At 62.3% G+C, this 20,533-nt stretch carries 16 protein-coding genes; 10 read left to right on the plus strand and 6 right to left on the minus strand.

The genetic code is table 11. The features are described 5' to 3' along the window. Nucleotides 1–4: 4 nt before the first annotated feature. Complete coding sequence (locus tag F2982_RS21150; RefSeq protein WP_203430776.1) at nt 5–1,024, minus strand: LacI family DNA-binding transcriptional regulator; 1,020 nt, start codon at nt 1,022–1,024, stop codon at nt 5–7. A gap of 275 nt (nt 1,025–1,299) precedes the next feature. On the opposite strand from F2982_RS21150, the gene F2982_RS21155 reads away from it, so the two are divergent. The 6 genes from F2982_RS21155 to F2982_RS21180 all read left to right on the plus strand — a co-directional run bounded on the left by F2982_RS21155 (nt 1,300) and on the right by F2982_RS21180 (nt 8,172). After that, entirely contained in the window at nt 1,300–2,346 is a 1,047-nt protein-coding gene (locus tag F2982_RS21155) for a sugar ABC transporter substrate-binding protein (protein ID WP_112711050.1), read from the plus strand. Nucleotides 2,347–2,432: 86 nt separating this feature from the next. Further along, the gene (locus tag F2982_RS21160; RefSeq protein ID WP_130281840.1) at nt 2,433–3,233 is read left to right on the plus strand and encodes an ATP-binding cassette domain-containing protein; all 801 of its coding nucleotides are present in this window, start codon (nt 2,433–2,435) and stop codon (nt 3,231–3,233) included. Next, nucleotides 3,230–4,486, plus strand: coding sequence for a sugar ABC transporter permease (locus F2982_RS21165; RefSeq protein ID WP_203430777.1), 1,257 nt, complete (start codon nt 3,230–3,232; stop codon nt 4,484–4,486). Before F2982_RS21160 ends, F2982_RS21165 begins: the two co-directional genes overlap by 4 nt. Before the next feature lie 27 nt (nt 4,487–4,513). Next, nucleotides 4,514–5,242, plus strand: a complete 729-nt coding sequence (locus F2982_RS21170) for an SDR family oxidoreductase (protein ID WP_203430778.1) — start codon at nt 4,514–4,516, stop codon at nt 5,240–5,242. Between the two features lie 63 nt (nt 5,243–5,305). Continuing rightward, nucleotides 5,306–6,940: an FGGY-family carbohydrate kinase gene (locus F2982_RS21175; RefSeq protein ID WP_203430779.1), complete on the plus strand. Its 1,635-nt coding sequence runs from the start codon at nt 5,306–5,308 to the stop codon at nt 6,938–6,940. 74 nt (nt 6,941–7,014) lie between these two features. Next, a complete protein-coding gene (locus F2982_RS21180) occupies nt 7,015–8,172 on the plus strand; it encodes an endo-1,4-beta-xylanase (protein ID WP_203430780.1) in 1,158 nt (385 codons plus the stop codon). Between the two features lie 32 nt (nt 8,173–8,204). On the opposite strand, the gene F2982_RS21185 is transcribed toward F2982_RS21180, so the two are convergent. Genes F2982_RS21185 through F2982_RS21200 form a run of 4 tightly spaced genes read right to left on the minus strand, consistent with a single transcriptional unit; the run spans nt 8,205 to nt 13,333 of the window. Next, a complete protein-coding gene (locus F2982_RS21185; RefSeq protein WP_199628153.1) occupies nt 8,205–9,365 on the minus strand; it encodes an NAD-dependent epimerase/dehydratase family protein in 1,161 nt (386 codons plus the stop codon). 34 nt (nt 9,366–9,399) lie between these two features. Then, complete coding sequence (locus F2982_RS21190) at nt 9,400–10,824, minus strand: glycosyltransferase family 2 protein (protein WP_246777631.1); 1,425 nt, start codon at nt 10,822–10,824, stop codon at nt 9,400–9,402. 31 nt (nt 10,825–10,855) lie between these two features. Then, on the minus strand, nt 10,856–12,289 hold the full coding sequence (locus F2982_RS21195) for a UDP-glucose/GDP-mannose dehydrogenase family protein (RefSeq protein WP_203430781.1): 1,434 nt from the start codon (nt 12,287–12,289) through the stop codon (nt 10,856–10,858). A gap of 21 nt (nt 12,290–12,310) precedes the next feature. Beyond that, nucleotides 12,311–13,333, minus strand: a complete 1,023-nt coding sequence (locus tag F2982_RS21200; RefSeq protein WP_246777632.1) for a UDP-glucuronic acid decarboxylase family protein — start codon at nt 13,331–13,333, stop codon at nt 12,311–12,313. 267 nt (nt 13,334–13,600) lie between these two features. On the opposite strand from F2982_RS21200, the gene F2982_RS21205 reads away from it, so the two are divergent. Further along, the gene (locus F2982_RS21205) at nt 13,601–14,665 is read left to right on the plus strand and encodes an endo-1,4-beta-xylanase (RefSeq protein WP_203430782.1); all 1,065 of its coding nucleotides are present in this window, start codon (nt 13,601–13,603) and stop codon (nt 14,663–14,665) included. Nucleotides 14,666–14,671: 6 nt separating this feature from the next. Here the strand turns inward: F2982_RS21205 and F2982_RS21210 are convergent, their stop codons facing one another. Beyond that, a complete protein-coding gene (locus F2982_RS21210) occupies nt 14,672–16,408 on the minus strand; it encodes a GGDEF domain-containing phosphodiesterase (RefSeq protein ID WP_203430783.1) in 1,737 nt (578 codons plus the stop codon). A 282-nt stretch (nt 16,409–16,690) separates the two neighbouring features. On the opposite strand from F2982_RS21210, the gene F2982_RS21215 reads away from it, so the two are divergent. The 3 genes from F2982_RS21215 to F2982_RS21225 all read left to right on the plus strand — a co-directional run bounded on the left by F2982_RS21215 (nt 16,691) and on the right by F2982_RS21225 (nt 20,492). Beyond that, the gene (locus F2982_RS21215) at nt 16,691–17,224 is read left to right on the plus strand and encodes a 2Fe-2S iron-sulfur cluster-binding protein (RefSeq protein WP_203430784.1); all 534 of its coding nucleotides are present in this window, start codon (nt 16,691–16,693) and stop codon (nt 17,222–17,224) included. After that, a complete protein-coding gene (locus F2982_RS21220) occupies nt 17,221–18,210 on the plus strand; it encodes a xanthine dehydrogenase family protein subunit M (protein ID WP_203430785.1) in 990 nt (329 codons plus the stop codon). The genes F2982_RS21215 and F2982_RS21220 overlap by 4 nt, the downstream gene beginning before the upstream one ends. Nucleotides 18,211–18,275: 65 nt before the next feature. Next, nucleotides 18,276–20,492 carry a xanthine dehydrogenase family protein molybdopterin-binding subunit gene (locus tag F2982_RS21225; RefSeq protein ID WP_246777676.1) on the plus strand — a complete coding sequence of 739 codons (2,217 nt, stop codon included), beginning with the start codon at nt 18,276–18,278 and terminating at the stop codon, nt 20,490–20,492. Nucleotides 20,493–20,533: the final 41 nt, after the last annotated feature.

Below are 20,533 nucleotides of genomic sequence, written 5' to 3' on the forward strand. Positions count from 1 at the left end.
GACGCTAGGCCCGCTCGGGGATCAGCGGCGGAACCTGGATGATTCCCGGCTTGTTCGAGCCTGATTCGATGAGCTCGAAGACCTTGGTCAGCATACCCGGCACATCCTGGCGTACCATCTCGATGCCGTTGCCGAGCAGGGTGACGAAGGGATCCCAGTCGAAGCAGCCGAGCACGAGATTGCGGTCGTCGAGATGGCCGGAGCGGCGGATCCAGCGGATGACGCCTTCAAGCGAGATGGTCGAATTGACGAACATGCCGCGGGCCAGCGCATTGCCCTTCATGGCGAGATCATCCAACGCTTTCTCAGCTTTCTCAGGGGCATAGCCGCAGGCGAGGATGTGATCCTCCTCGACCGCGACGCCAAGATCGGCATGCGCCTGGCGGAAGCCGCGGATACGCTCAGCGGTATTGTGATCGCTGCCGCGGCCACCGATGAAGAGCAGCGGCTCCTTCTTGCCGAGCCGCTCCTCGCAATTCATCAGGATGCGGCGGGTGAGCTCGCGCGCGCCGGCGAAATTGTCGGAGATGACGGATGGTGCAAGGGCGCCCGGAAGGTCGAGATTGAGGCTGCGCACACCGGCGGCGGCGCACATTTCCGTGATTTTATCGGGGTCCGTCGCACCCGTCGCGATCAGGCATTCGACCTGATAGGAGAGCATTGTACGCGCCGCCTCGATCTCCAGTTCGGGATCGCGCCGCGTGCAGGTGATGATCGGAAAAAGGCCGCGGGCGCGCGCCATGTCTTCGAACAGTTCGACGATCGAGCCGAAGTAGCGGTTATCGTATTTCGGCACGAGCATGCCGATGATGTGAGACTTTTCGCGCCTTAGAAGGCTTGCCTGCATGTTCAGCGCATAGCCCTGTTCCTCGGCGATTTTCATGATCTTTTCGGCAAGCTGCGTGCTGATCCGGCGCTTCTTCCAATTGCCATTGAGAACGGCGCTGACGGCGCTGGCGGAGGTGCCCGCGAGCTCCGCCAGATCGTAGATCGTCGTCCTCTTGGCCTGCTTTACGTGATTCAAAATTTGCTTCTCCATTTCGACGTAACTTGACACCAATCGAGAGAAGTGGCAATTCTTGCTTCATCGATTGAGCAAGCTTGCGCAATCGATGTTACAAGCTGGCCTCATTGCCGGCGCAGGGAGGTATTTCTAAGAAGCTGCGGACTCCGGGTCCTTTCGCAGGGGTGTTTCGCTTTGCCTTTCGTGGGGCGGCGGGGACGGTGGCGAATGCGCGGTAACCGTGGCGACTGGCAGCAATGCCTGGGCCTGTTTTCGAACACACCAAGGAGGAGAAAATGAACTATCGCAATTTGCTTTTGGCCTCGGCGACCGTCGTCATGGGCTTTGCCGGTGCGGCGTCCGCACAGGAAGCGTCCACCGTTGCCTTCCTGATGCCCGACCAGGCATCGACGCGCTACGAGCAGCATGACTTCCCGGGCTTCAAGGCCGAGATGGAAAAGCTCTGCGCCAAGTGCACCGTCGTCTATCAGAACGCCAATGCCGATGCCTCGCTTCAGCAGCAGCAGTTCAATTCCGTGATCGCCCAGGGCGCCAAGGTGATCGTCCTTGACCCGGTCGATTCCGCGGCCGCAGCCGGTCTCGTCGAGATCGCCCAGTCGCAGGGTGTCAAGGTTATCGCCTATGACCGCCCGATCCCGGACAAGCCGGCCGACTTCTACGTTTCCTTCGATAACGAAGGTATCGGCTACGCGATCGCCAAGTCGCTGGTCGAGCACCTGAAGAAGGAAGGCGTTGCCGATGGCGCAGGTGTTCTGCAGATCAACGGTTCGCCGACCGATGCCGCTGCCGGCCTCATCCGCGACGGCATTCATCGCGGTCTGAAGGAATCCGCCTACAAGACGCTCGCTGAATATGACACGCCGGAATGGGCGCCGCCGAAGGCTCAGGAATGGGCTGCCGGCCAGATCACCCGCTTCGGCGCCGATATCAAGGGCGTCGTGGCCGCCAATGACGGCACCGGCGGTGGCGCAATTGCCGCATTCAAGGCTGCTGGCGTCAAGCCGGTTCCGCCGATCACCGGCAATGACGCAACGATCGCTGCGCTGCAGCTGATCATTTCAGGCGATCAGTACAACACGATCTCGAAGCCTTCCGAAATCGTTGCGGCGGCGGCTGCCAAGGTGGCCGTGCAGATGCTGAAGGGTGAAACGCCGGAAGCCAAGACGACGCTCTACAAGACGCCGTCCGAGCTGTTCATTCCTGCCGTCGTGACGCAGGAAAACATCAAGGCTGAAATCTTCGACAAGAAGATCCAGACGGCTGATCAGATCTGCACCGGCGAATATGCCGACGGCTGCAAGAAGCTCGGCATCACCAACTAAATCTGCCTATAGTGTCCGGCCGCGATCGCCGCGGCCGGACGTTTCCCGGGCAAGAAGGGCTTCAGCCAATGGTTACCGTTAAGGGTATGCCGGAGAAGGGACAGACGATCCTCCGGCTCAGCAATGTTTCCAAGAATTTCGGCGCGGTTTCGGCGCTGACCGATATCGACCTCGAGGTCAAGGCGGGCGAGGTCGTGGCGCTGGTCGGCGACAACGGCGCCGGCAAGTCGACGCTCGTCAAGGTTCTCGCCGGTGTGCACCAGCCGTCGTCGGGCAGCATCGAATTCTGCGGCCAGAACGTGACGCTCGACAGTCCGGGCAGGGCGCTCGAGCTCGGCATTGCCACGGTCTTCCAGGATCTGGCGCTCTGCGAAAATCTCGATGTCGTCGCCAATCTTTTCCTCGGCCACGAACTGTCGCCCTGGAGCCTCGACGAGGTGGCCATGGAAGTGCGCGCCTGGACGCTGCTTCGCGAACTCGCCGCCCGCATCCCCTCGGTACGTGAGCCGATCGCCTCGCTCTCCGGCGGCCAGCGCCAGACGGTGGCGATTGCCCGCTCGCTGCTGCTCGACCCGAAGATCATCATGCTCGACGAGCCGACCGCCGCACTCGGCGTGGCGCAGACAGCCGAAGTGCTGAACCTGATCGAGCGGGTGCGCGAGCGCGGCCTCGGCGTCATCATCATCAGCCACAACATGGAGGACGTGCGCGCTGTCGCGGACCGCATCGTCGTTCTCCGCCTCGGCCGCAACAACGGCGTCTTCACGCCCGATGCGTCCAACCAGGAACTCGTCGCCTCCATCACCGGCGCGACGGAAAACTCCGTATCCCGGCGCCTCGAGCGCAAGAGCAGCACGGCCCAGGAAAACAGCGGGAGCCCGGCATGAGCCAGAAACCATCCACGGCAGCACCGGCTGCCGCACTCGACCGCAGCGATGAGCGCGTCCGTCACGACGACAGCATCGGCGCCATGATCAAGGCCTTCTTCGATCGTGTCCGTTCGGGCGATCTCGGCATGCTGCCGGTCGTTGTCGGCCTGATCGTCATCTCGACGGTCTTCTCGATCCTCAACCCGGTCTTCCTCGCCCCGAACAATCTCGTCAACCTGCTGTTCGACTGTGCTACCGTCGGCGTCATCTCGCTTGGCATCGTCTGCGTGCTGATGCTCGGCGAAATCGACCTCTCGGTGGGATCGATGAGCGGCCTTTCCTCGGCAATTCTCGGCGTCCTCTGGGTCAATACCGGCTGGCCGCTGCCGCTCGCAATCGCCGTCGCCATCGTCGCCGGCATCGTCGTCGGTTCGCTCTACGCCGTGCTCTATAACAGGCTGGGAATGCCGAGCTTCGTCGCGACGCTGGCCGGTCTGCTGGCACTGCTCGGCATGCAGCTCTACATCCTCGGTCCGACGGGCAGTATCAACCTGCCTTTCGCCTCGTCGCTCGTCCGCTTCGGCCAGATCCTCGTGATGCCGGCATGGCTTTCGCATCTGCTCGCGCTGCTGCCCGGTTTGATCCTTGTTGTCAACGGCCTGCGCAAGCGCCAGCAGCGCCAGTCCGTGAACCTTTCGCAGGCGCCGCTCGGTGCGCTGGTCGTCAAGGCGGTGGTTCTGACCGCGGCGCTCGAATTCGCCGCCTATTATCTCAATCTCGGCCGCGGCGTGCCGTGGATGTTCGGCCTGTTCGTCGCGATCGCCGTCATCCTCAACTACGCGCTGACGCGCACTCAGTGGGGCCGCTCGATGTTTGCAGTCGGCGGCAATCGTGAAGCTGCGCGCCGCGCGGGTATCAACGTACGCCGGATCTATCTCAGCGCCTTCGTGCTCTGCTCGACGCTGGCGACGATCGGCGGTATCCTGTCTGCCTCGCGTCTTGCCTCGTCCAGCCAGCAGGCCGGCACCGGCGACGTCAACCTGAACGCCATCGCCGCGGCCGTCATCGGCGGCACCAGCCTCTTCGGCGGCCGTGGCAGCGCCTATTCCGCGCTGCTCGGCATCATCGTCATCCAGGCCATTTCCAACGGCCTGACGCTTCTCAATCTTAGCTCGTCGCTGCGCTACATGATCACCGGCGCCGTTCTTGCGATCGCCGTCATCGTCGACTCGCTTGCCCGCCGCTCACGTGTCAGCCACGGCCGCGCCTGATCCGCATTTTATGAAGGAGTATTTGCCATGACTGGATTGATGAAGGGCAAGGTTGCCGCCATCACGGGTGCCGCATCGGGTATCGGGCTGGAATGCGCCCGCACGCTGCATGCCGAAGGCGCAACCGTCGTGCTCGTCGACCGCGCCAAGGACAAGCTCGAGGCGCTCTGCAAGGAGATCGGCGAAGGCGCCCTGCCGCTCGTCGTCGATCTGCTCGACGGTAAGCAGGTTTCCGGCATGCTGCCGCGTATCCTGGAGATCGCCGGAAGGCTCGACGTCTTCCATGCCAATGCCGGCGCCTATATCGGCGGACAGGTGGCAGAAGGCGACCCTGATGCCTGGGACCGGATGCTGAACCTCAACATCAACGCTGCCTTCCGTTCGGTTCATGCGGTCCTGCCGCACATGATCGAGCAGAAGTCGGGCGACATCCTGTTTACGAGCTCGATCGCCGGCATGGTGCCCGTCGTCTGGGAGCCGATCTACACGGCCTCGAAATTCGCGGTACAGGCCTTCGTTCATTCCACCCGCCGCCAGGTGGCGCCGCATGGCGTGCGCGTCGGCGCGGTTCTGCCGGGTCCGGTGGTGACGGCTCTGCTCGACGACTGGCCGAAGGCCAAGCTCGACGAGGCGCTTGCCAATGGCAGCCTGATGCAGCCGAAGGAAGTGGCCGACGCCGTGCTCTTCATGCTGTCGCGTCCGCGCAACGTGACGATCCGCGATCTGGTGATTTTGCCGAACAGCGTCGATCTCTGAACATCGCAAGGCCCGCTCAAGGGCCGCGATCGACCCTGTTCCGCCTGACCGAAACGAGAGACCATGAGCGACACATCTCACACGCCACAAGCGGGTGCCAAACACGTCATCGGCGTCGATGTCGGCACCGGCAGTGCCCGCGCCGGACTGTTCGACCTCACCGGCCGGATGCTGGCTTCCGCCAAGCGGGACATCACGCTGTTCCATGAGCCGGGCTCGATGGTCGAGCAGTCGAGCACGGAGATCTGGGCGGCGGTCTGTGCCTCCGTGCGCGAAGCCGTGTCGCTGGCCGCTGTCGATCCGGCTTCCGTCGTCGGTCTCGGCTTCGATGCCACTTGTTCGCTCGTCGTTCTAGGCGAGGGCGGGAAGCCGCTCGCCGTCGGGCCCTCCGAAAATCCTGATAGGGACATCATCGTCTGGATGGACCACCGCGCAGTTCCGCAGGCGGAGCGGATCAACGCGCTGGGTCACGACGTGCTCCGCTATGTCGGCGGCAAAATCTCTCCTGAAATGGAGACGCCGAAGCTTCTCTGGCTGAAGGAAAACCGCCCCGAGATTTTCGACAGGGCCTGGCAGTTCTTCGATCTCGCCGATTTCCTGACATGGCGGGCGACCGGCGACCTCTCGCGCTCGACCTGCACCGTCACCTGCAAATGGACCTATCTGGCGCATGAGAAGCGCTGGGATGCTGGCTATTTCGAAGAGATCGGCCTCGGCGCTCTGGCTGACGAGAACTTCCTCCGCATCGGCCAGTCGATCGTCGAACCCGGTTCGCCGCTTGGCCATGGATTGACGGCCGCAGCGGCAGAAGAGCTTGGATTGCCTGTCGGTACGGCGGTCGCCGCCGGTCTGATCGACGCCCATGCCGGCGGCATCGGCACGGTCGGGATCGGCGGAGGCCCGCAGGCCAATCTCGCCTATGTCTTCGGCACCTCTTCCTGCACCATGACATCGACCTCGGAGCCGGCTTTCGTGCCAGGCGTTTGGGGGCCGTATTATTCCGCCATGGTGCCGGGGCTCTGGCTCAACGAAGGCGGCCAGAGTGCTGCGGGTGCTGCGATCGACCAGCTTCTCTCCTTCCACCCGGCCGCAGCCGAAGCGAAGGAACGCGCCAGGAGCGCCGGTGTGCCGCTCCCCGTCTTCCTGGCGGATCAGGCGGCCGGAAAGGTTTCTTCCGCATCGGACGCCGTAGCGCTGGCCAAGGGGCTCCACGTCGTCCCGGAATTCCTCGGCAATCGCGCGCCCTTCGCCGATCCGCATGCGCGGGCGGTCATCACCGGTCTCGGCATGGAACGGGATCTGGACAATCTCGTCTCGCTCTATATCGCTGGCCTCTGCGGCATCGGCTACGGCCTCAGGCAGATTGTCGATACGCAGGCCGCCGCAGGCGTCAGCGTCGAAAACATCGTCATCAGCGGCGGAGCGGGCCAGCATGACTTCGTGCGCCAGCTGCTCGCCGATGCCAGCGGCAAGCCCGTCATCGCCACCAAGGCGGACGAGCCGGTGCTGCTGGGGGCGGCAATCCTGGGTTCGGTCGCGGCAGGGCTGTTTAGCGATGTCCGCGAGGCAATGACCGGTCTGACGGCCGTCGATACGACTTTTGCCCCCGCCGGTGGCGCCCATGCAGCCACGCACACGGCTCGCTATGAAGGGTTCAAGACGCTGCAGAGCGTCGCCAGCAAGCTTCGGCAGTATTGATGGCAAGTATTTCGCCGAATACTGCGGATAAAGGCAGTCCTAAATTAGCAAATAAATAACGGAAGAAACCGAAGATGCTCCGCGATCAGGTGGAGCATCTTGCGATGACGCGGCGGTTTGGCAGACGATCGATGCTGACGGGGCTGGCGGCGGTAGCCGCAGCCGCTGCCTTTCCGCGTGCGGCAGCCACGGCATGGAGCCCTGCTATGTCCGGTTTGAACGCCCATCTCGCGCCGCAGGGCCGGTACTTCGGCACGGCAGTCAGGATCGACCAGCTGCGCGAGCGTTCGGCTTTACGCAACGCGGTGCTGCAGAATTGCGGCGCGGTGACGCCGGAGATCGATCTGAAATGGGCAGCGCTCGAATGGAACCGCGGCGCCTATAATTTCCAGCCGGTCGACGAGCTGATCGGCATGGCAAACGAAAGCGGCATCGCGGTGCACGGCCACACGCTGCTCTGGGGCCAAAGCGTACCGCCCTGGGCGATGGAACATATGGCCGCCAATCCGGGCGACTGGTCCGTCATCTCGACTTACATGCAGGCAGTGCTCTCGCATTTCGGCGGCAGGATCGGCCGTTGGGATCTGCTGAACGAGGTCGTCGACACTGCCGAAAGCGACAGTCTTCGCCGAAACATCTTCTACAAAACTTTCGGCCCCGACTATGTCGAGCGCGCGCTGGCGGAAGCCCGCCAGCATGCGCCGCAGGCGAAGTTCCTGATCAACGAGTACAGTCTCGAGTATGACAATCCTGTCGATGCGGCGCGCCGCGTTGCGGTGCTGCGGCTTCTCGAGCGGTTGAAGCGGGCAGAGCTACCTTTTGACGGCCTCGGCGTTCAGGCGCATCTCGATCTCACCAAGGGCAGGGTGAAGCGCAGTACGATCAAGCCGTTCCTGGAGGCGGCGGCCGATCTGGGGCTGGAGATATTCGTCTCGGAGCTGGATATTCAGGAAGCCGATCTCAGTGTGCCCAAGGCGGTGCGTGACCGGAAGGTGTCGGACGAGGTTCGCCGCTATTTGGACATCGTGCTCGAAGTCCCCGCGGTCAAAGGCATCACCTCCTGGGGGCTGTCGGACGGTCTCTCCTGGCTCAATTCGGACGAATACAGGCGCCGTGACGTCAAGGGTGCCGCGACGTCGAGCAATCGCGGTCTGCCCTTCGATGCCGAGATGCGGCCGAAGGAGCTCTATTACGCGATGAACTCCGCTTTCTCCGAGGCGAGCATCGGCTGAAAGGGGAGCCGGCGGACCGGCTCCCGCAGGCGTCAGACCATCAGCTTGCTGCTGCTGAGTTCGGCCATGCTGACCGCCGTCTTGTCTACCGGCTTCTTGGCTGTCTTGACCCATTCGATCAATTCGGCCATCCCTTCCTCGAAGTCGCGCTGCGGCGTTACACCGAAGACATCGCGGATTTTGCTGATGTCTGCGAAGCAGTGGCGGATGTCGCCGACGCGGTACTTCTGGAGGATATCGGGAGCGATATTCTTCTGCAGCAGGCGGGCGAGCGTCCGGGCAATGTCATTGACGGTGATCGACTTGCCGCTGCCGACGTTGAACACGTCCCAGACCCGCTTGTCGCTTTCCAGGATCGTCGCGAATGCATTGGCAACGTCCATGACATGGACGAAGTCGCGCTTCTGCTCGCCGTCTTCGAAAACCAGCGGAGGCTGGTCGTTGAGAAGGCGGGAGATGAAGATGGCGGCGACGCCGGTATAGGGGTTGCTGAGTGCCTGGCGCGATCCATAGGCGTTGAACAGGCGGAGCGCCGATGTCGGGATATTCAGCGCGCGGCCGACGGAGAGGAACATCTCCTCATGGTCGCGCTTGTTGACGGCATAGATCGAGGCCGGCTGAAGCAGCTTCTTCTCAGTCGTGGGGATCGGGATGAGCTTGGCGCCATCGCCGGTAAAGAGCTCCCAGCTGCGTTCGGCCAGCTGCTCATGGCTGCGCAGCTCGGGCGCTGTGCTGTCACCGGTGCCTTCGATCTCGTATTCGCCTTCGCCATAGATCGACATCGAGGAGGCGACGACCATGCGCTTGATCGGATGGTTGCCGGAGGCATCAAGCGGCATTCTCGAGAGAACTTCGAGGATGACGGCTGCTGCCATCGTGTTGTTGCGGGTATATTCGACGATGTTGGTCATGCTCTGACCGACGCCGACCGAGGCCGCCAGATGGGCGAGGTGGGTGATGCCCGTCAGGCTCGCTTCGAAGACGCCGTCATCGAGGATGTTGCCCTTGATGCGGCGGGCCTTCTTGTTGAGATAGACCGGCCAGCCCTGCGCGTCCTTTTCGGCATCGCCGTGGACCTGATCCAGCAAGCAATCGAGAACGGTGACTTCGAAGCCGCGCCCGAGGAGATAATCGACAAGGTGCGATCCGATGAAGCCGGCGCCACCTGTTACCAGTACATGTCCTTTCGTCATTTTCCCTACTCCTTACATTGAGGTTGATTGCGGGTCATTCAGCCGCGATTTGCGTCATGATCAGGTCTTCGTTTGCATTGGTCTTGACCGTGCGCTCCCAGACGAGGCCCTGATCCTTGATGTACATGCGCAGCCCGATGTAGAGCGGGATGAGCCAGATCAGCCACCAGACCATCAGCGATACCGGATTGATGCGCACGAGGTACCAGACCCTCGTCCAGACGCTCTCGGCGACCAGTTTGCTGCGCGTCCAGACGCTGATGTAGAGACGCAACAGAAGCAGCGAGAACATGCTGAGATTGAGGATCGGGAAGATCGCGGCCGCGGCCGGCAGATTGCCCTGTCCGCTGAAATACTGCCACATCGCCCATATCCCGATCGGGATGCCGATCGTGTTGATCGACATCGACAGGCACGGCAGGAAATTGAGCCAGGCGCGGAACTTCTGCCAGCGGGTCATGCCCATCGACGTCAGCGGCGAGGTCAGGCTCTGGAAGAAGCCGCAGACCCAGCGCTTGCGCTGCGTAATGCCGTGCATCAGCGTCGAGGGCACTTCCTCGATCAACGGGTTTTCGATGACGCCGAGCTTGCGGCCGTTGGTCCAGAACCGCATGCCGACCTCGGGATCCTCGATGGTGATCCACGGGTGGAAGCCGCCGAGTTCGATCAGGTCCGAGGCGCGGAAGAACAGACCCTTGCCCAGCACCCAATAGGGCTGACGGCCATTGGCTGTCAGGTGCGGGTAGGTGAGCCCGTCCCAGGACATGTGATCGGCCGCATGCCAGGTCGCCGCCATGCTCTCGTTGAGATTGCCGGCGATGTTCTGTGCCTGCAGCACATCGTATTTCTTCATGCCAGCGGCACCGGCCAGGAAGTGATCGGCGGGCGGGCAGCTGTCGGCATCGATATAGTTGACCAGGAAGTCCTCGCGGCCCTCGAACTTCTTGGCGACGTTGTAGAAGGCATAGACCAGCTGGCGCGTCTTCTTCGGCGGCAGGTCGCGATTGTAGGCGCGGTGCCCCTCATGCCACCAATAGGCCTTCCGCGTGGAATCCCAGCCGTCCCAGACCGCCTGCCAGCTCGGATGCGTGGTCGGCGGCACCTCGACGATTTCGAGGAAGGAGAATTCCTGCTTGAGACGGCGGAGCGAAGCCACCGTCTCGTAGTCGTTCTCGTTGGGGATCGCCACGACCTTGTAGCGATGCTTCGGGTAGCGAAGCTGCGAGAGCGAGGTGAAGGTCGTGCGCATCGTTCCTTCCAGCTCGCGCAGAACCGGATAGAAGAGAACGATGAAGGGGCATTCCTCCTCAGTCACCGCATCGATATCTGCCTGCGTCACCATGTTCGTCGGCAGGCTGGCGAAGAAGAAGTTCAGCCCGAGGCTGAGGCTGTAGGCGATCTGCACCACGAAGAAGAGCGTGAGCAGGGCATACTGGCCGGTTATCGAGATCATATCCATCGTACGCTAAACCTTTGATTGGATATAAATATTACACTGCAGCAGGCTGTGGTGCCGGGCGCACCGAACCATTGGCCGCCGGATGCTCCCGCTCGACGCGGCCTGCATTCTTGGGCTTCAGGAGGCGCGGGGTGACCTGGATCGATGCGGTCTCGGTGCGGCGCGGCGAGCCGATCCGGTGAAGCTCGAAACCGGCAGCCTCGACCTTGCGGCTGTCGAGGATGTTGCGCAGGTCGACGATGACAGGATGACTGACCAGCGAGCCGAGGCGGGCAAAGTCGAGCCCCTGGAATTCCTTCCACTCGGTCGCGACGACGATGCCATCGGCGTCGGCGACGCAGTCATAGGCGTTCTCGGCATAATCGACATTCTGCAGATAGTGACGCGCCTGCTCCATGCCCTCCGGATCATAGGCGCGGACACGGGCACCCATCTTCTGCAGGGCGGCGATGATGTTGAGCGATGGCGCCTCGCGCATGTCGTCGGTATTGGCCTTGAAGGTCAGGCCAAGGATGGCGATCGTCTTGCCGCGTACCTGATTGCCGAGCGCCGTGATGACGCGCCGGCCGATGCCACGCTTTCTGGCATCGTTGGCGGCAATCGAGCTCTCGACGACGCGCAGGCTGACCGAATGGCTCTGCGCGGTTGCCAGCAATGCCAGCGAGTCCTTCGGGAAACAGGAGCCGCCATAGCCTGGACCCGGGTTCAGGAAGGCGCGGCCGATACGGGTGTCCTGGCCGATCCCGTTTGCGACTTCCGAGACATCGGCGGAGACCGCCTCGCAGAAATCGGCGATCTCGTTGATGAAGGAGATCTTGATGGCAAGGAAGGCGTTTGCCGCATACTTGATGACTTCAGCGGCATTGCGGCCGGTATAGAGGATCGGAGCGCCCTGGGCGCGCAGCGGCTCGTAGAGCATCTTCATCTTCTCGGTCGCCCAGGGAACATCGCAGCCGACGACGACGCGATCCGGGCTCATGAAGTCATCGATGGCGCTGCCTTCCTTCAGGAATTCCGGATTGGAGACGGCGGCGAAGACGAGATCGGGCCGCGAGGTGCGGATGATCGCCTCGACGGCATCGCCGGTGCCGACTGGCACGGTCGACTTGGTGACGACGACGAGGCCGTCTTCGGCGCTGAGCGCGATTTCGGAGGCGACGGCATAGACGCTCGTCAGATCCGCTTCGCTGCCACCCTGGCGGGTCGGCGTGCCGACGGCGATGAAGGCGAAATCGGCGCCTTTGAGCGATGACTTGAGATCGGTCGAGAAGGTCAGCCTGCTCTCATCGATATTGGTCTTGATCAGCGCGTCGAGACCGGGCTCGAAGATCGGCACGCCGCCGGAGTTCAGGAGGTTGATCTTCTGCGCGTTGCTATCGACGCAGACGACGGAGTGACCGAGGGCGGAAAAGCACGCACCGGAAACCAGGCCCACATAGCCGGAGCCAACAATTACGACTTTCATGTTTCACCTATAATCTGATGGTTATTCAGCAGCGCTGATGACAGCGGCGGGCTGCCGTCTGAGTTCGCCGTCGAAATATTCGATGGTCTTGAGCAGCCCCTCGCGGAGGCTCACTTCAGGGCGCCAGCCGAGAAGCTCGCTCGCCTTGCTGATATCGGGCTTGCGGCGCTTCGGATCGTCGACCGGAAGCGGCAGGCGGACGATCGGCGAGCGGGAGCCGGTGATCTCAAGCACGAGATGCGCCAGTTCCTCCATGGTGAATTCGCCGGGATTGCCGAGATTGACCGGGCTGTCGGCGACTTCGCTGCGCATCAGGAGATCGAAGCCGCGGATCAGGTCGTCGACATAGCAGAAGGAGCGCGTCTGGCTGCCGTCGCCATAGACGGTCAGCGGCTGGCCGAGCAGCGCCTGGATGACGAAGTTCGAGACAACGCGGCCATCGTCCGGCTGCATGCGCGGCCCGTAGGTGTTAAAGATGCGGACCATGCGGACCGTGACGCCGCGGGTCTTGCCGAAATCGGTAAACAGCGTCTCGGCAAAGCGCTTGCCCTCATCGTAGCAGGAGCGTGGGCCGACGGTGTTGACGTTGCCCCAGTAGTGTTCCGGCTGCGGGTGGATTTCGGGATCGCCGTAGATTTCCGAGGTGGAGGCGTGGAAGACGCGGGCGCCGTCGCGTTCAGCACGGCGCAGCACGTTCCAGGCGCCCTTGCAATTGATCATTGCGGTCGAAACCGGATCGGCCTGATAGTGGACGGGCGAGGCCGGGCAGGCGAGATTGTAGATCTCGGCGAATTTCGGCAGCGTATCGGGCAGTTCGTCGGTGACGTCATGCTGCACGACGCTCAGGCGGTTGCTGAACTGGAGTCTGGAGAGATTGGACGCACGGCCGGTGTGGAAATTGTCGAGGCAGTAAACGTGATTGCCACGGGAAACGAGCAGATCTGCAAGATGAGATCCGAGGAAACCGGCGCCGCCGGTTATCAGGATATTCGCGCCCTCAAGAGCGGGACGCAGCGACCCGGTCGCATGATTAAACTCTATCACCTTAGGACTCCATACAATAGCGCTCCGAAGAACAACGCTCTTCAGCAAGCAGTTGATAGAATGTCCTTGAGGCTTCCCCCTATTTCTTGTTGTTAACGGTCCATTAATATAGCTTTTCCGAAAATACAATTACATATGATAACCGGAAATTGCGGTTTTAATCTTCTGAAGGCCTTATTTCTGTGAAAAGCAGAAGCCGTTACCTGGGGAAATACAATGCCAGAGTTGTCGAGGCGGGGCTTCTTAAGGAATATTGCAACCGGAGCTATGGGCGCAATTGCAGCCGCTTCATCCTTAAAGCCAGCGTACTCATCCCAAAGGAGTAGGCCTATCCCTTTCGGGTCAGCCGCCCGTACCCAATTCATCGAAGCGGACGGGCAATACCGGGATTCTCTGCTGCAATATTGCAGCCGCCTGACGCCCGAGATTGAGTTCAAATGGGACCAGATCGAGCCGCGGCAAGGGCAGTTCTCGTTCGAAGCCGCAGATACGGTGGCGAATTTCGCCAGGGATCACGGCAAAGAAATCTACGGCCATACGCTGCTCTGGCACCGCAGCATGCCGCCCTGGCTGCCTGACCATCTCCGCGAGACCCGCGACTGGAGCACCGTCACGGGTCATATCGGCCGGATGGTCGGCCGCTACGCGGGTGTCCGCTATTGGGACGTCGTCAACGAGCCGATCGATACGGGATTCCGGGACGACGGCCTCAGGCCATCCGTCTTCCTGGACTGTTTTGGCGCCGATTACATCGCGACGGCACTTCAGGCGGCGTGGGCGGCATCACCGGGTGCCGAGCTGCTGATCAACGAATATGGGCTCGAATATGATCTGACCGTGGAGCATGACCGGCGCTACCACTTCCTGCGGCTGCTCGAGCGGCTGAAGAAGGGTGGTGCCCCGATCGGTGGTATCGGGCTGCAGGCCCATCTCGACCTGCGCAAGGGGCCGGTGTCGCAGGCTGCCATTTCGAGCTTCTTGAAGGAGATCCGTAATCTCGGTCTCTTCGTCTTCGTCACCGAGCTCGACGTCACCGAAGCCGACTATGTCATGTCAGCGGTAGAGCGCGATGCGAAAGTCGGCGCAGAAGTGGCGCGCTATCTCGATGTGGTCTGCGATTTCGAGGATCTGCGCGGCGTTGCCACCTGGGGGCTGACGGATCGCTATTCCTGGCTTGGGCTACCGCCCGAAGAGGTCGAGGCCTACAAGCAGCATGGCTACTGGCGCGACGGAACCTCGCCCGGCTTCAACCGCGGCCTGCCGCTCGATACCGACCTGCGGCCAAAACCGTTTCTCGATGCGCTGAAGGCGCACGGCGTAGGACAGTTCTGAACCATCTCAGCCGGCATTCTCCATCTTGCGGGCAGCGGCCGTCTCCAGAACCGCCTGTGTCACCTGCGCCGGTTGCGGCCGGCCGAAGGCGTATCCCTGCAGCGTATCGGCGCCAAGCCCGGCCAGCAGGCGGGCGTGATCCAGCGTCTCGACACCCTCGGCGACGACCTCGATCTCGAGCGTGCGGGCAATGTCGATCAGCGAGCCGATCAGCCGCCGCTGAGTCTCGCTCTTCAGGATCGGCAGCACGAGGTGGCGGTCGATCTTGACGCGATTGGGCCTGAGCTCGAGCAGGCCGAGCAGCGAGGCATGGCCGGAACCAAGATCGTCGATCTCGATATCGATGCCGAGCTGGCGGATGCGCTCGATATTGCGCTTCACCTGCTCGCTAAGCGTATCCAGGAAGATGGTCTCGATGAATTCGAAGCTGATTTGCCCGGGTGCAATACCGAGCGCGCTAACCTTGCCGGGCAGCGACGGATCGCCGAGCCGGGCGGCCGAGAGGTTGACGGACACCGTCGGAACCTTGATCCCCGCCATCGACCAGCGATTGATATCGAAGATCACGCGGCGGAAGACAGCGTCATCGACGGCGTCCATCAGGCCGTTAGCGGCAGCAAGCTCAAGGAAATCGCCCGGCATTCGCAAGCCCTTCGGGCTCTCCCAGCGGGCAAGTGCTTCGAGACCGCAGATCGCATAATCGCTGGCTCGGACCTTTACCTGATAAAAGGGCACGATCTCGCCGATGTGCAGGCCGCTGCGCAACTCCTGCAGCATCTGCTTTTCAGCGTTGCGCTTCTCGGCAAGTGCCGGCGTAAACAGCTGGTCGCGATTGCGGCCGTTCTTCTTCGCCTCGTAGAGCGCGATGTCGGAAGACGTCAGCAGCGCGGCAACATCGGCGCCGCTCGCATGGGCATAGCCGATCGAGCATTCGACGGTGAAAGGCTCGCCATCGATAAAGACCGGCTTGTGCAGGTCTTGGCGGATCCTCGCGACGATCTCGCGCATACGATCTGGCTCAGGCGAAAGCGACAGAACCGCAAATTCGTCACCGCCAAGGCGCGCTGCAATCTCTCCACCGGCGATCCCCGAAGCAAGCACGGAACCGACGTGCCGCAACACCGTATCGCCGCCGCCATGGCCGAAGCGGTCGTTGATCTCCTTGAACCGGTCGATATCGATATGACAGAGCGAGGCAACGGGTTCGGACGCCTGCAGCAGGCGCGCAAAGGCATCGTCGAAGGCGCGGCGGTTCAGCAGGCTTGTGAGAGAATCGTGATCGGCCGCATAGCGCGCTTCCGCCCGGCTCTGCTCGGCGGCTTCGCGCTGCTTGGCGAGTTGCTGGTTGCGCAATGCGTCTTCGGTCACATCCCATTCGGCGCCGATGAAGCAGGCCTCGCCCTGGCCGTCCACGAAATACTGTGCCCGTGATCGGATATGGCGGATCTCGCCATCCGGGCGGATGATGCGAAACTCCGAGGCATAGTCGCTCTTGTTGGCAATGGCCGCCTTGAAGATCGTGCTGGCACCCGGACAGTCGTCGGGATGCACGCTCTCCAGCCAGATGACGTCGTGTTCGCCCTTGGCAACGCCGTAAATGCGCTGCAGCTGATCGTCCCACCGGGTCTGGTTCTTGGCGATATTGTGCTGCCAGATCCCGATGCCGGATGCCTCAAGCGCAATGCCGAGCTGCCTGACCAGGTCTTCAAGCTCGTTATTCGTCCACGTTAATTTATTGCCCACTGACGCGTGCCCGCCCCTCTTTGGCGAGCATTATGCCGGGGACTCCTTAGTAAAGGCTGAAGCCTGCACTTGGGCGTTGCTTGGTGCGACGTTCTGACACTTGCCGCGCGAGCGCATTTCTACGGTCGATTGCATCGGATCGACTCGAATATTCAAAGAGTTGATCTTTGCCGCCGATACGCAGCGAAATCCTCATCACAAATCGTTTGAAACTTCGGCGCCGCTTTCTAGGTCCCTTGGGGTGAAGTTTCAAAAAACCGTCAGCGCATAAGGAGAACGCTTATGCAATTCACCATCAATGGCGAGCCGATCGATGTCACTGCGGATATCCGCACGTCGGTGCTCGATCTCTTGCGAAACTATGCCGGCCTCATGGGCACCAAGAAGGGCTGCGACCAGGGGGCGTGCGGCGCCTGCACCGTGCTTGTCGACGGGGAGCGCATCAACTCCTGTCTGGCGCTCGCGGTCCAATATCAGGGGCGCAGCATCACTACGGTCGAGGGCCTGGCCAAAAATGGCGATCTTCACCCGCTGCAGAAGGCGTTCATCGAGCATGACGGCTTTCAATGCGGCTATTGCACGCCGGGACAGCTCTGTTCCGCCATCGGCATGGCCGCGGAAATCGCCCGCGGCGTGCCGAGCGCCATCACCCGGGATCTGGCTGCTGAGCAGATCGCTCAGACGGAAACTGAATTGCGCGAGCGCATGAGCGGCAATCTCTGTCGATGCGGAGCCTATAACGGCATCATCGAGGCAATCGCCGAGACCTATTCCGGCCAGGCCGCCGCCGAGACGAAGGAGAGGGCACGCGCATGAACCTCTTCACCTATGAGAAGGCATCCACCCCATCCGCCGCGATCGAGCTCTCCGGAAAGAGCAGCGCCGCCAGATATCTCGGCGGCGGCACCAATCTCGTCGACCTGATGCGGGAGACAGTCGAATGTCCGCAGACACTGATCGATGTCACCGCACTCGCCGATGGCATCGATCAGACCGGCGATGGCACGCTGATGATCGGTGGAGCGGTCAAGAACACGGCGCTTGCGGCCGATATGCGGGTGCGATCTGCCTATCCGGTGCTGTCTCGTGCGCTTCTCTCCGGCGCCAGCGCGCAGATCCGCAACATGGCGACCGTCGCTGGCAATATCCTCCAGAGAACGCGCTGCCGTTATTTCTACGACAACGCCTCTCACTGCAACAAACGCGAACCGGGTGGCGGTTGCGACGCGATCGGCGGCTTCAATCGCTATCATGCCGTTCTCGGGGCCTCCTCATCCTGCGTGGCGACACATCCGTCCGATATGTGCGTGGCGCTTGTGGCGCTCGATGCCGTGGTTCATGTCGAGGGTCCGTCGGGCCGGCGCGCGATCCCGCTTGCGGAACTTCACCGGCTACCCGGCGATCGTGCCGATCTCGAAACCGAATTGCGGCCCCGGGAGCTGATCACGGCAGTGGAAATCCCGCAGCTGTCCTTCGGCCGGCGTTCGACCTATCGCAAGGTGCGCGATCGGGCGAGCTATGCCTTCGCGCTCGTCTCGGTGGCGGCCGCGCTCGACATCGATGATGCCGGCAACATCCGCGATGTCAGGCTGGCGCTTGGCGGCGTCGCGCCCAAGCCGTGGCGTGCTTCGAAAGCGGAGGCAGCGCTGAGAGGGCAACCGGCCACGGAACAGACCTTCCGGGCCGCGGCAGAGGCTGAGCTCTCATCCGCAAAGGCACTTCGCGATAATGGCTTCAAGATCGAGCTCGCCAAGCGAACGATCGTTGCCGTCCTCAACGAACTGAAGGGAGAGGGCGCATGAGCACCCAGCCGGAAACCACCACCGCAAAATCCGGCCGCTGGCAGCCCGCCGTGACATCGGATCCGATGCTGCGCCGGCATGGAGCGCTCGGGCGCCCGGTTTCGCGCATAGACGGACCGCTGAAGGTTCAGGGTGGCGCCCGCTATGCGGCCGAATATCCCTATGACAACATCTGCTACGCGGCCTTGAGTTTCAGCACGATTGCGCGCGGGCGCATTCTGTCGATCGAGACGGTGGCAGCAGAAAAGGCGCCGGGCGTCATTCTCGTCATGACTTATCACAACGCCCCGCGGATGAAGGCGCCATCGCTGATGATGTCGTCGCCGACGGCCGCAGGCGCCAGCGACCTGCCGGTGATGCAGAACGACGAGATACACTGGAACGGCCAGCCGGTTGCCTGTGTGCTTGCCGAGACGCAGGAGCAGGCGGATTATGCGACAAGCCTGATCAAGACCGAATACGCGACCTTGCCGGCTGTCACCTCGTTCGACGAGGCGAAGAAGACGCCGAGGCAGCTTGAAACACTGCTCGGCCAGCCACCGATCCTGGAGATCGGTGACGCCGAGGCCGCTCTGAAAAGTGCCGAAGTCAGCGTCGACCAGATATACCGGACGCCCAGGCATAATCACAACGCCATCGAGCTGCATGCCGCGACCGTCGCCTGGGATGGCGAGCATCTGCGAATGCACGATGCCAGCCAGCTCCTGGATCTGACCGCCGGGCAGCTCGCCGACATCTTCGGGATCGACCCGCAGAATGTGCACGTCACATCGCCCTATGTCGGCGGCGGGTTTGGCGGAAAATGCCTGTGGGACCACCAGATCCTTGCCTGTGCGGCAGCGAAGCTCGCCGGGCGGCCGGTGCGCATTGTGCTCTCCCGCGAAGGCGTCTTCCGTCTTGTCGGCGGGCGCACCGTCACCGAGCAGCGTGTCGCGCTCGGCGCCAAGGTGGATGGGACGCTCGACGCCCTGATCCACACCGGCATCGTCGCGATGACGCTACACAATTCCTGTCCCGAGCAGTTCACCTTCCCGGCCCGTCATATGTATGCGGCCGGATCCTTCCGGCTCGCGCAGGAAGTGGCCGACATGGATATGCTCGCCAACACCTTCATGCGCGCGCCCGGCGAATCCGTCGGCACCTTCGCGCTGGAATCGGCAATCGACGAGCTGGCAGAGAAGCTGAAGCTCGACCCGATCGAACTCCGCCGCCGCATCGAGCCCAAAAGGGACCCGACCAGCGGCAAGCCCTTTTCATCGCGGCGCCTCATTGAATGCTATGAGAAGGGTGCCGAGAAATTCGGCTGGAGCGGGCGCAGTATGGTGCCGCGCCAGAAGCGCGACGGCGAATGGCTGATCGGCATGGGATGCGCAACCGCGACCTATCCCTATCACCGCTTCCCCGGCGGCGCCGTGAGGATGCGGCTGACGGCCGAGGGCAAGGTGACGGTTTCCACTGCTGTCCACGATATGGGCATGGGCACGGCAACCGCCCAGGCCGAGCATATCGCGCTCCGCCTCGGCATCCCATTCGAGGACGTGACCTTCGACTATGGCGACAGCACCCTGCCGCGCGGCGTGATCGCTGGCGGCTCGACGCAGACGGCGTCGATCGCAGGCGCGGTGATCGCGGCCACGGAAATCTTCGTCGACGAACTGCTGAAGCTCGCCGGAAACGACTCGCCGCTTGCCGGCCTTTCGCTTGCCGAGGTCGAGCCGAGAGACGGTGGTATCGGCCATCGCGACGAGAAAGGACGCTTCGAATCCTATCCGTCGATCCTGCGACGCGCGGGGAGGGACGAGCTTGTCGTTCAGGGTGAAGCACCGCCACCGGCGGAAATGGAGGCCTTCTCCATGCACTCCTACGGCGCGCAATTCTGCGAAGTCAGGGTCAGCGAAATCACCGGCGAAACCCGCATATCGCGCTTCCTGGGCTCCTTCGACGCCGGAGTGATCCTCAACGCCAAGACGGCGATCAGCCAGTTCAAGGGCGGCATCATCATGGGGATTGGACTGGCGCTGACCGAAGAGACCAATTTCGACGAACGCTACGGCCGCGTCGTCAACGCATCGCTCGCCGAATATCACGTGCCGGTGCAGATGGACGTCCCCGAGATCGACATCATCTACACGAACGAGCCCGACCCGCAGGCGCCGATGGGCGCCCGCGGCATCGGCGAAATCGGCATCACCGGCGTCGCCGCCGCCGTCGCAAATGCCGTCTACAACGCCACCGGAAAGCGCATCCGCGATCTGCCGATCACCCTGGACAAGCTGCTGTAGGCAGCTTGTCCAGGCTTTTTAAAGTATCTGACAGTTCCGCT

It is taken from the genome of Rhizobium sp. BG4 (assembly GCF_016864575.1).
In the GTDB taxonomy this organism is placed as follows: Bacteria; Pseudomonadota; Alphaproteobacteria; order Rhizobiales; family Rhizobiaceae; genus Rhizobium.

Excerpts from the sequence above, each read along its gene's own strand:
- F2982_RS21160 (WP_130281840.1), top strand. The coding sequence starts at position 2,433 with ATGCCGGAGAAGGGACAGACGATCCTCCGGCTCAGCAATGTTTCCAAG.
- F2982_RS21155 (WP_112711050.1), top strand. The coding sequence starts at position 1,300 with ATGAACTATCGCAATTTGCTTTTGGCCTCGGCGACCGTCGTCATGGGC.
- F2982_RS21170 (WP_203430778.1), top strand. The coding sequence starts at position 4,514 with ATGACTGGATTGATGAAGGGCAAGGTTGCCGCCATCACGGGTGCCGCA.
- F2982_RS21190 (WP_246777631.1), bottom strand. The coding sequence starts at position 10,824 with ATGGATATGATCTCGATAACCGGCCAGTATGCCCTGCTCACGCTCTTC.
- F2982_RS21215 (WP_203430784.1), top strand. The coding sequence starts at position 16,691 with ATGCAATTCACCATCAATGGCGAGCCGATCGATGTCACTGCGGATATC.
- F2982_RS21180 (WP_203430780.1), top strand. The coding sequence starts at position 7,015 with ATGCTCCGCGATCAGGTGGAGCATCTTGCGATGACGCGGCGGTTTGGC.
- F2982_RS21175 (WP_203430779.1), top strand. The coding sequence starts at position 5,306 with ATGAGCGACACATCTCACACGCCACAAGCGGGTGCCAAACACGTCATC.
- F2982_RS21165 (WP_203430777.1), top strand. The coding sequence starts at position 3,230 with ATGAGCCAGAAACCATCCACGGCAGCACCGGCTGCCGCACTCGACCGC.
- F2982_RS21185 (WP_199628153.1), bottom strand. The coding sequence starts at position 9,365 with ATGACGAAAGGACATGTACTGGTAACAGGTGGCGCCGGCTTCATCGGA.
- F2982_RS21205 (WP_203430782.1), top strand. The coding sequence starts at position 13,601 with ATGGGCGCAATTGCAGCCGCTTCATCCTTAAAGCCAGCGTACTCATCC.
- F2982_RS21195 (WP_203430781.1), bottom strand. The coding sequence starts at position 12,289 with ATGAAAGTCGTAATTGTTGGCTCCGGCTATGTGGGCCTGGTTTCCGGT.
- F2982_RS21225 (WP_246777676.1), top strand. The coding sequence starts at position 18,276 with ATGCTGCGCCGGCATGGAGCGCTCGGGCGCCCGGTTTCGCGCATAGAC.
- F2982_RS21220 (WP_203430785.1), top strand. The coding sequence starts at position 17,221 with ATGAACCTCTTCACCTATGAGAAGGCATCCACCCCATCCGCCGCGATC.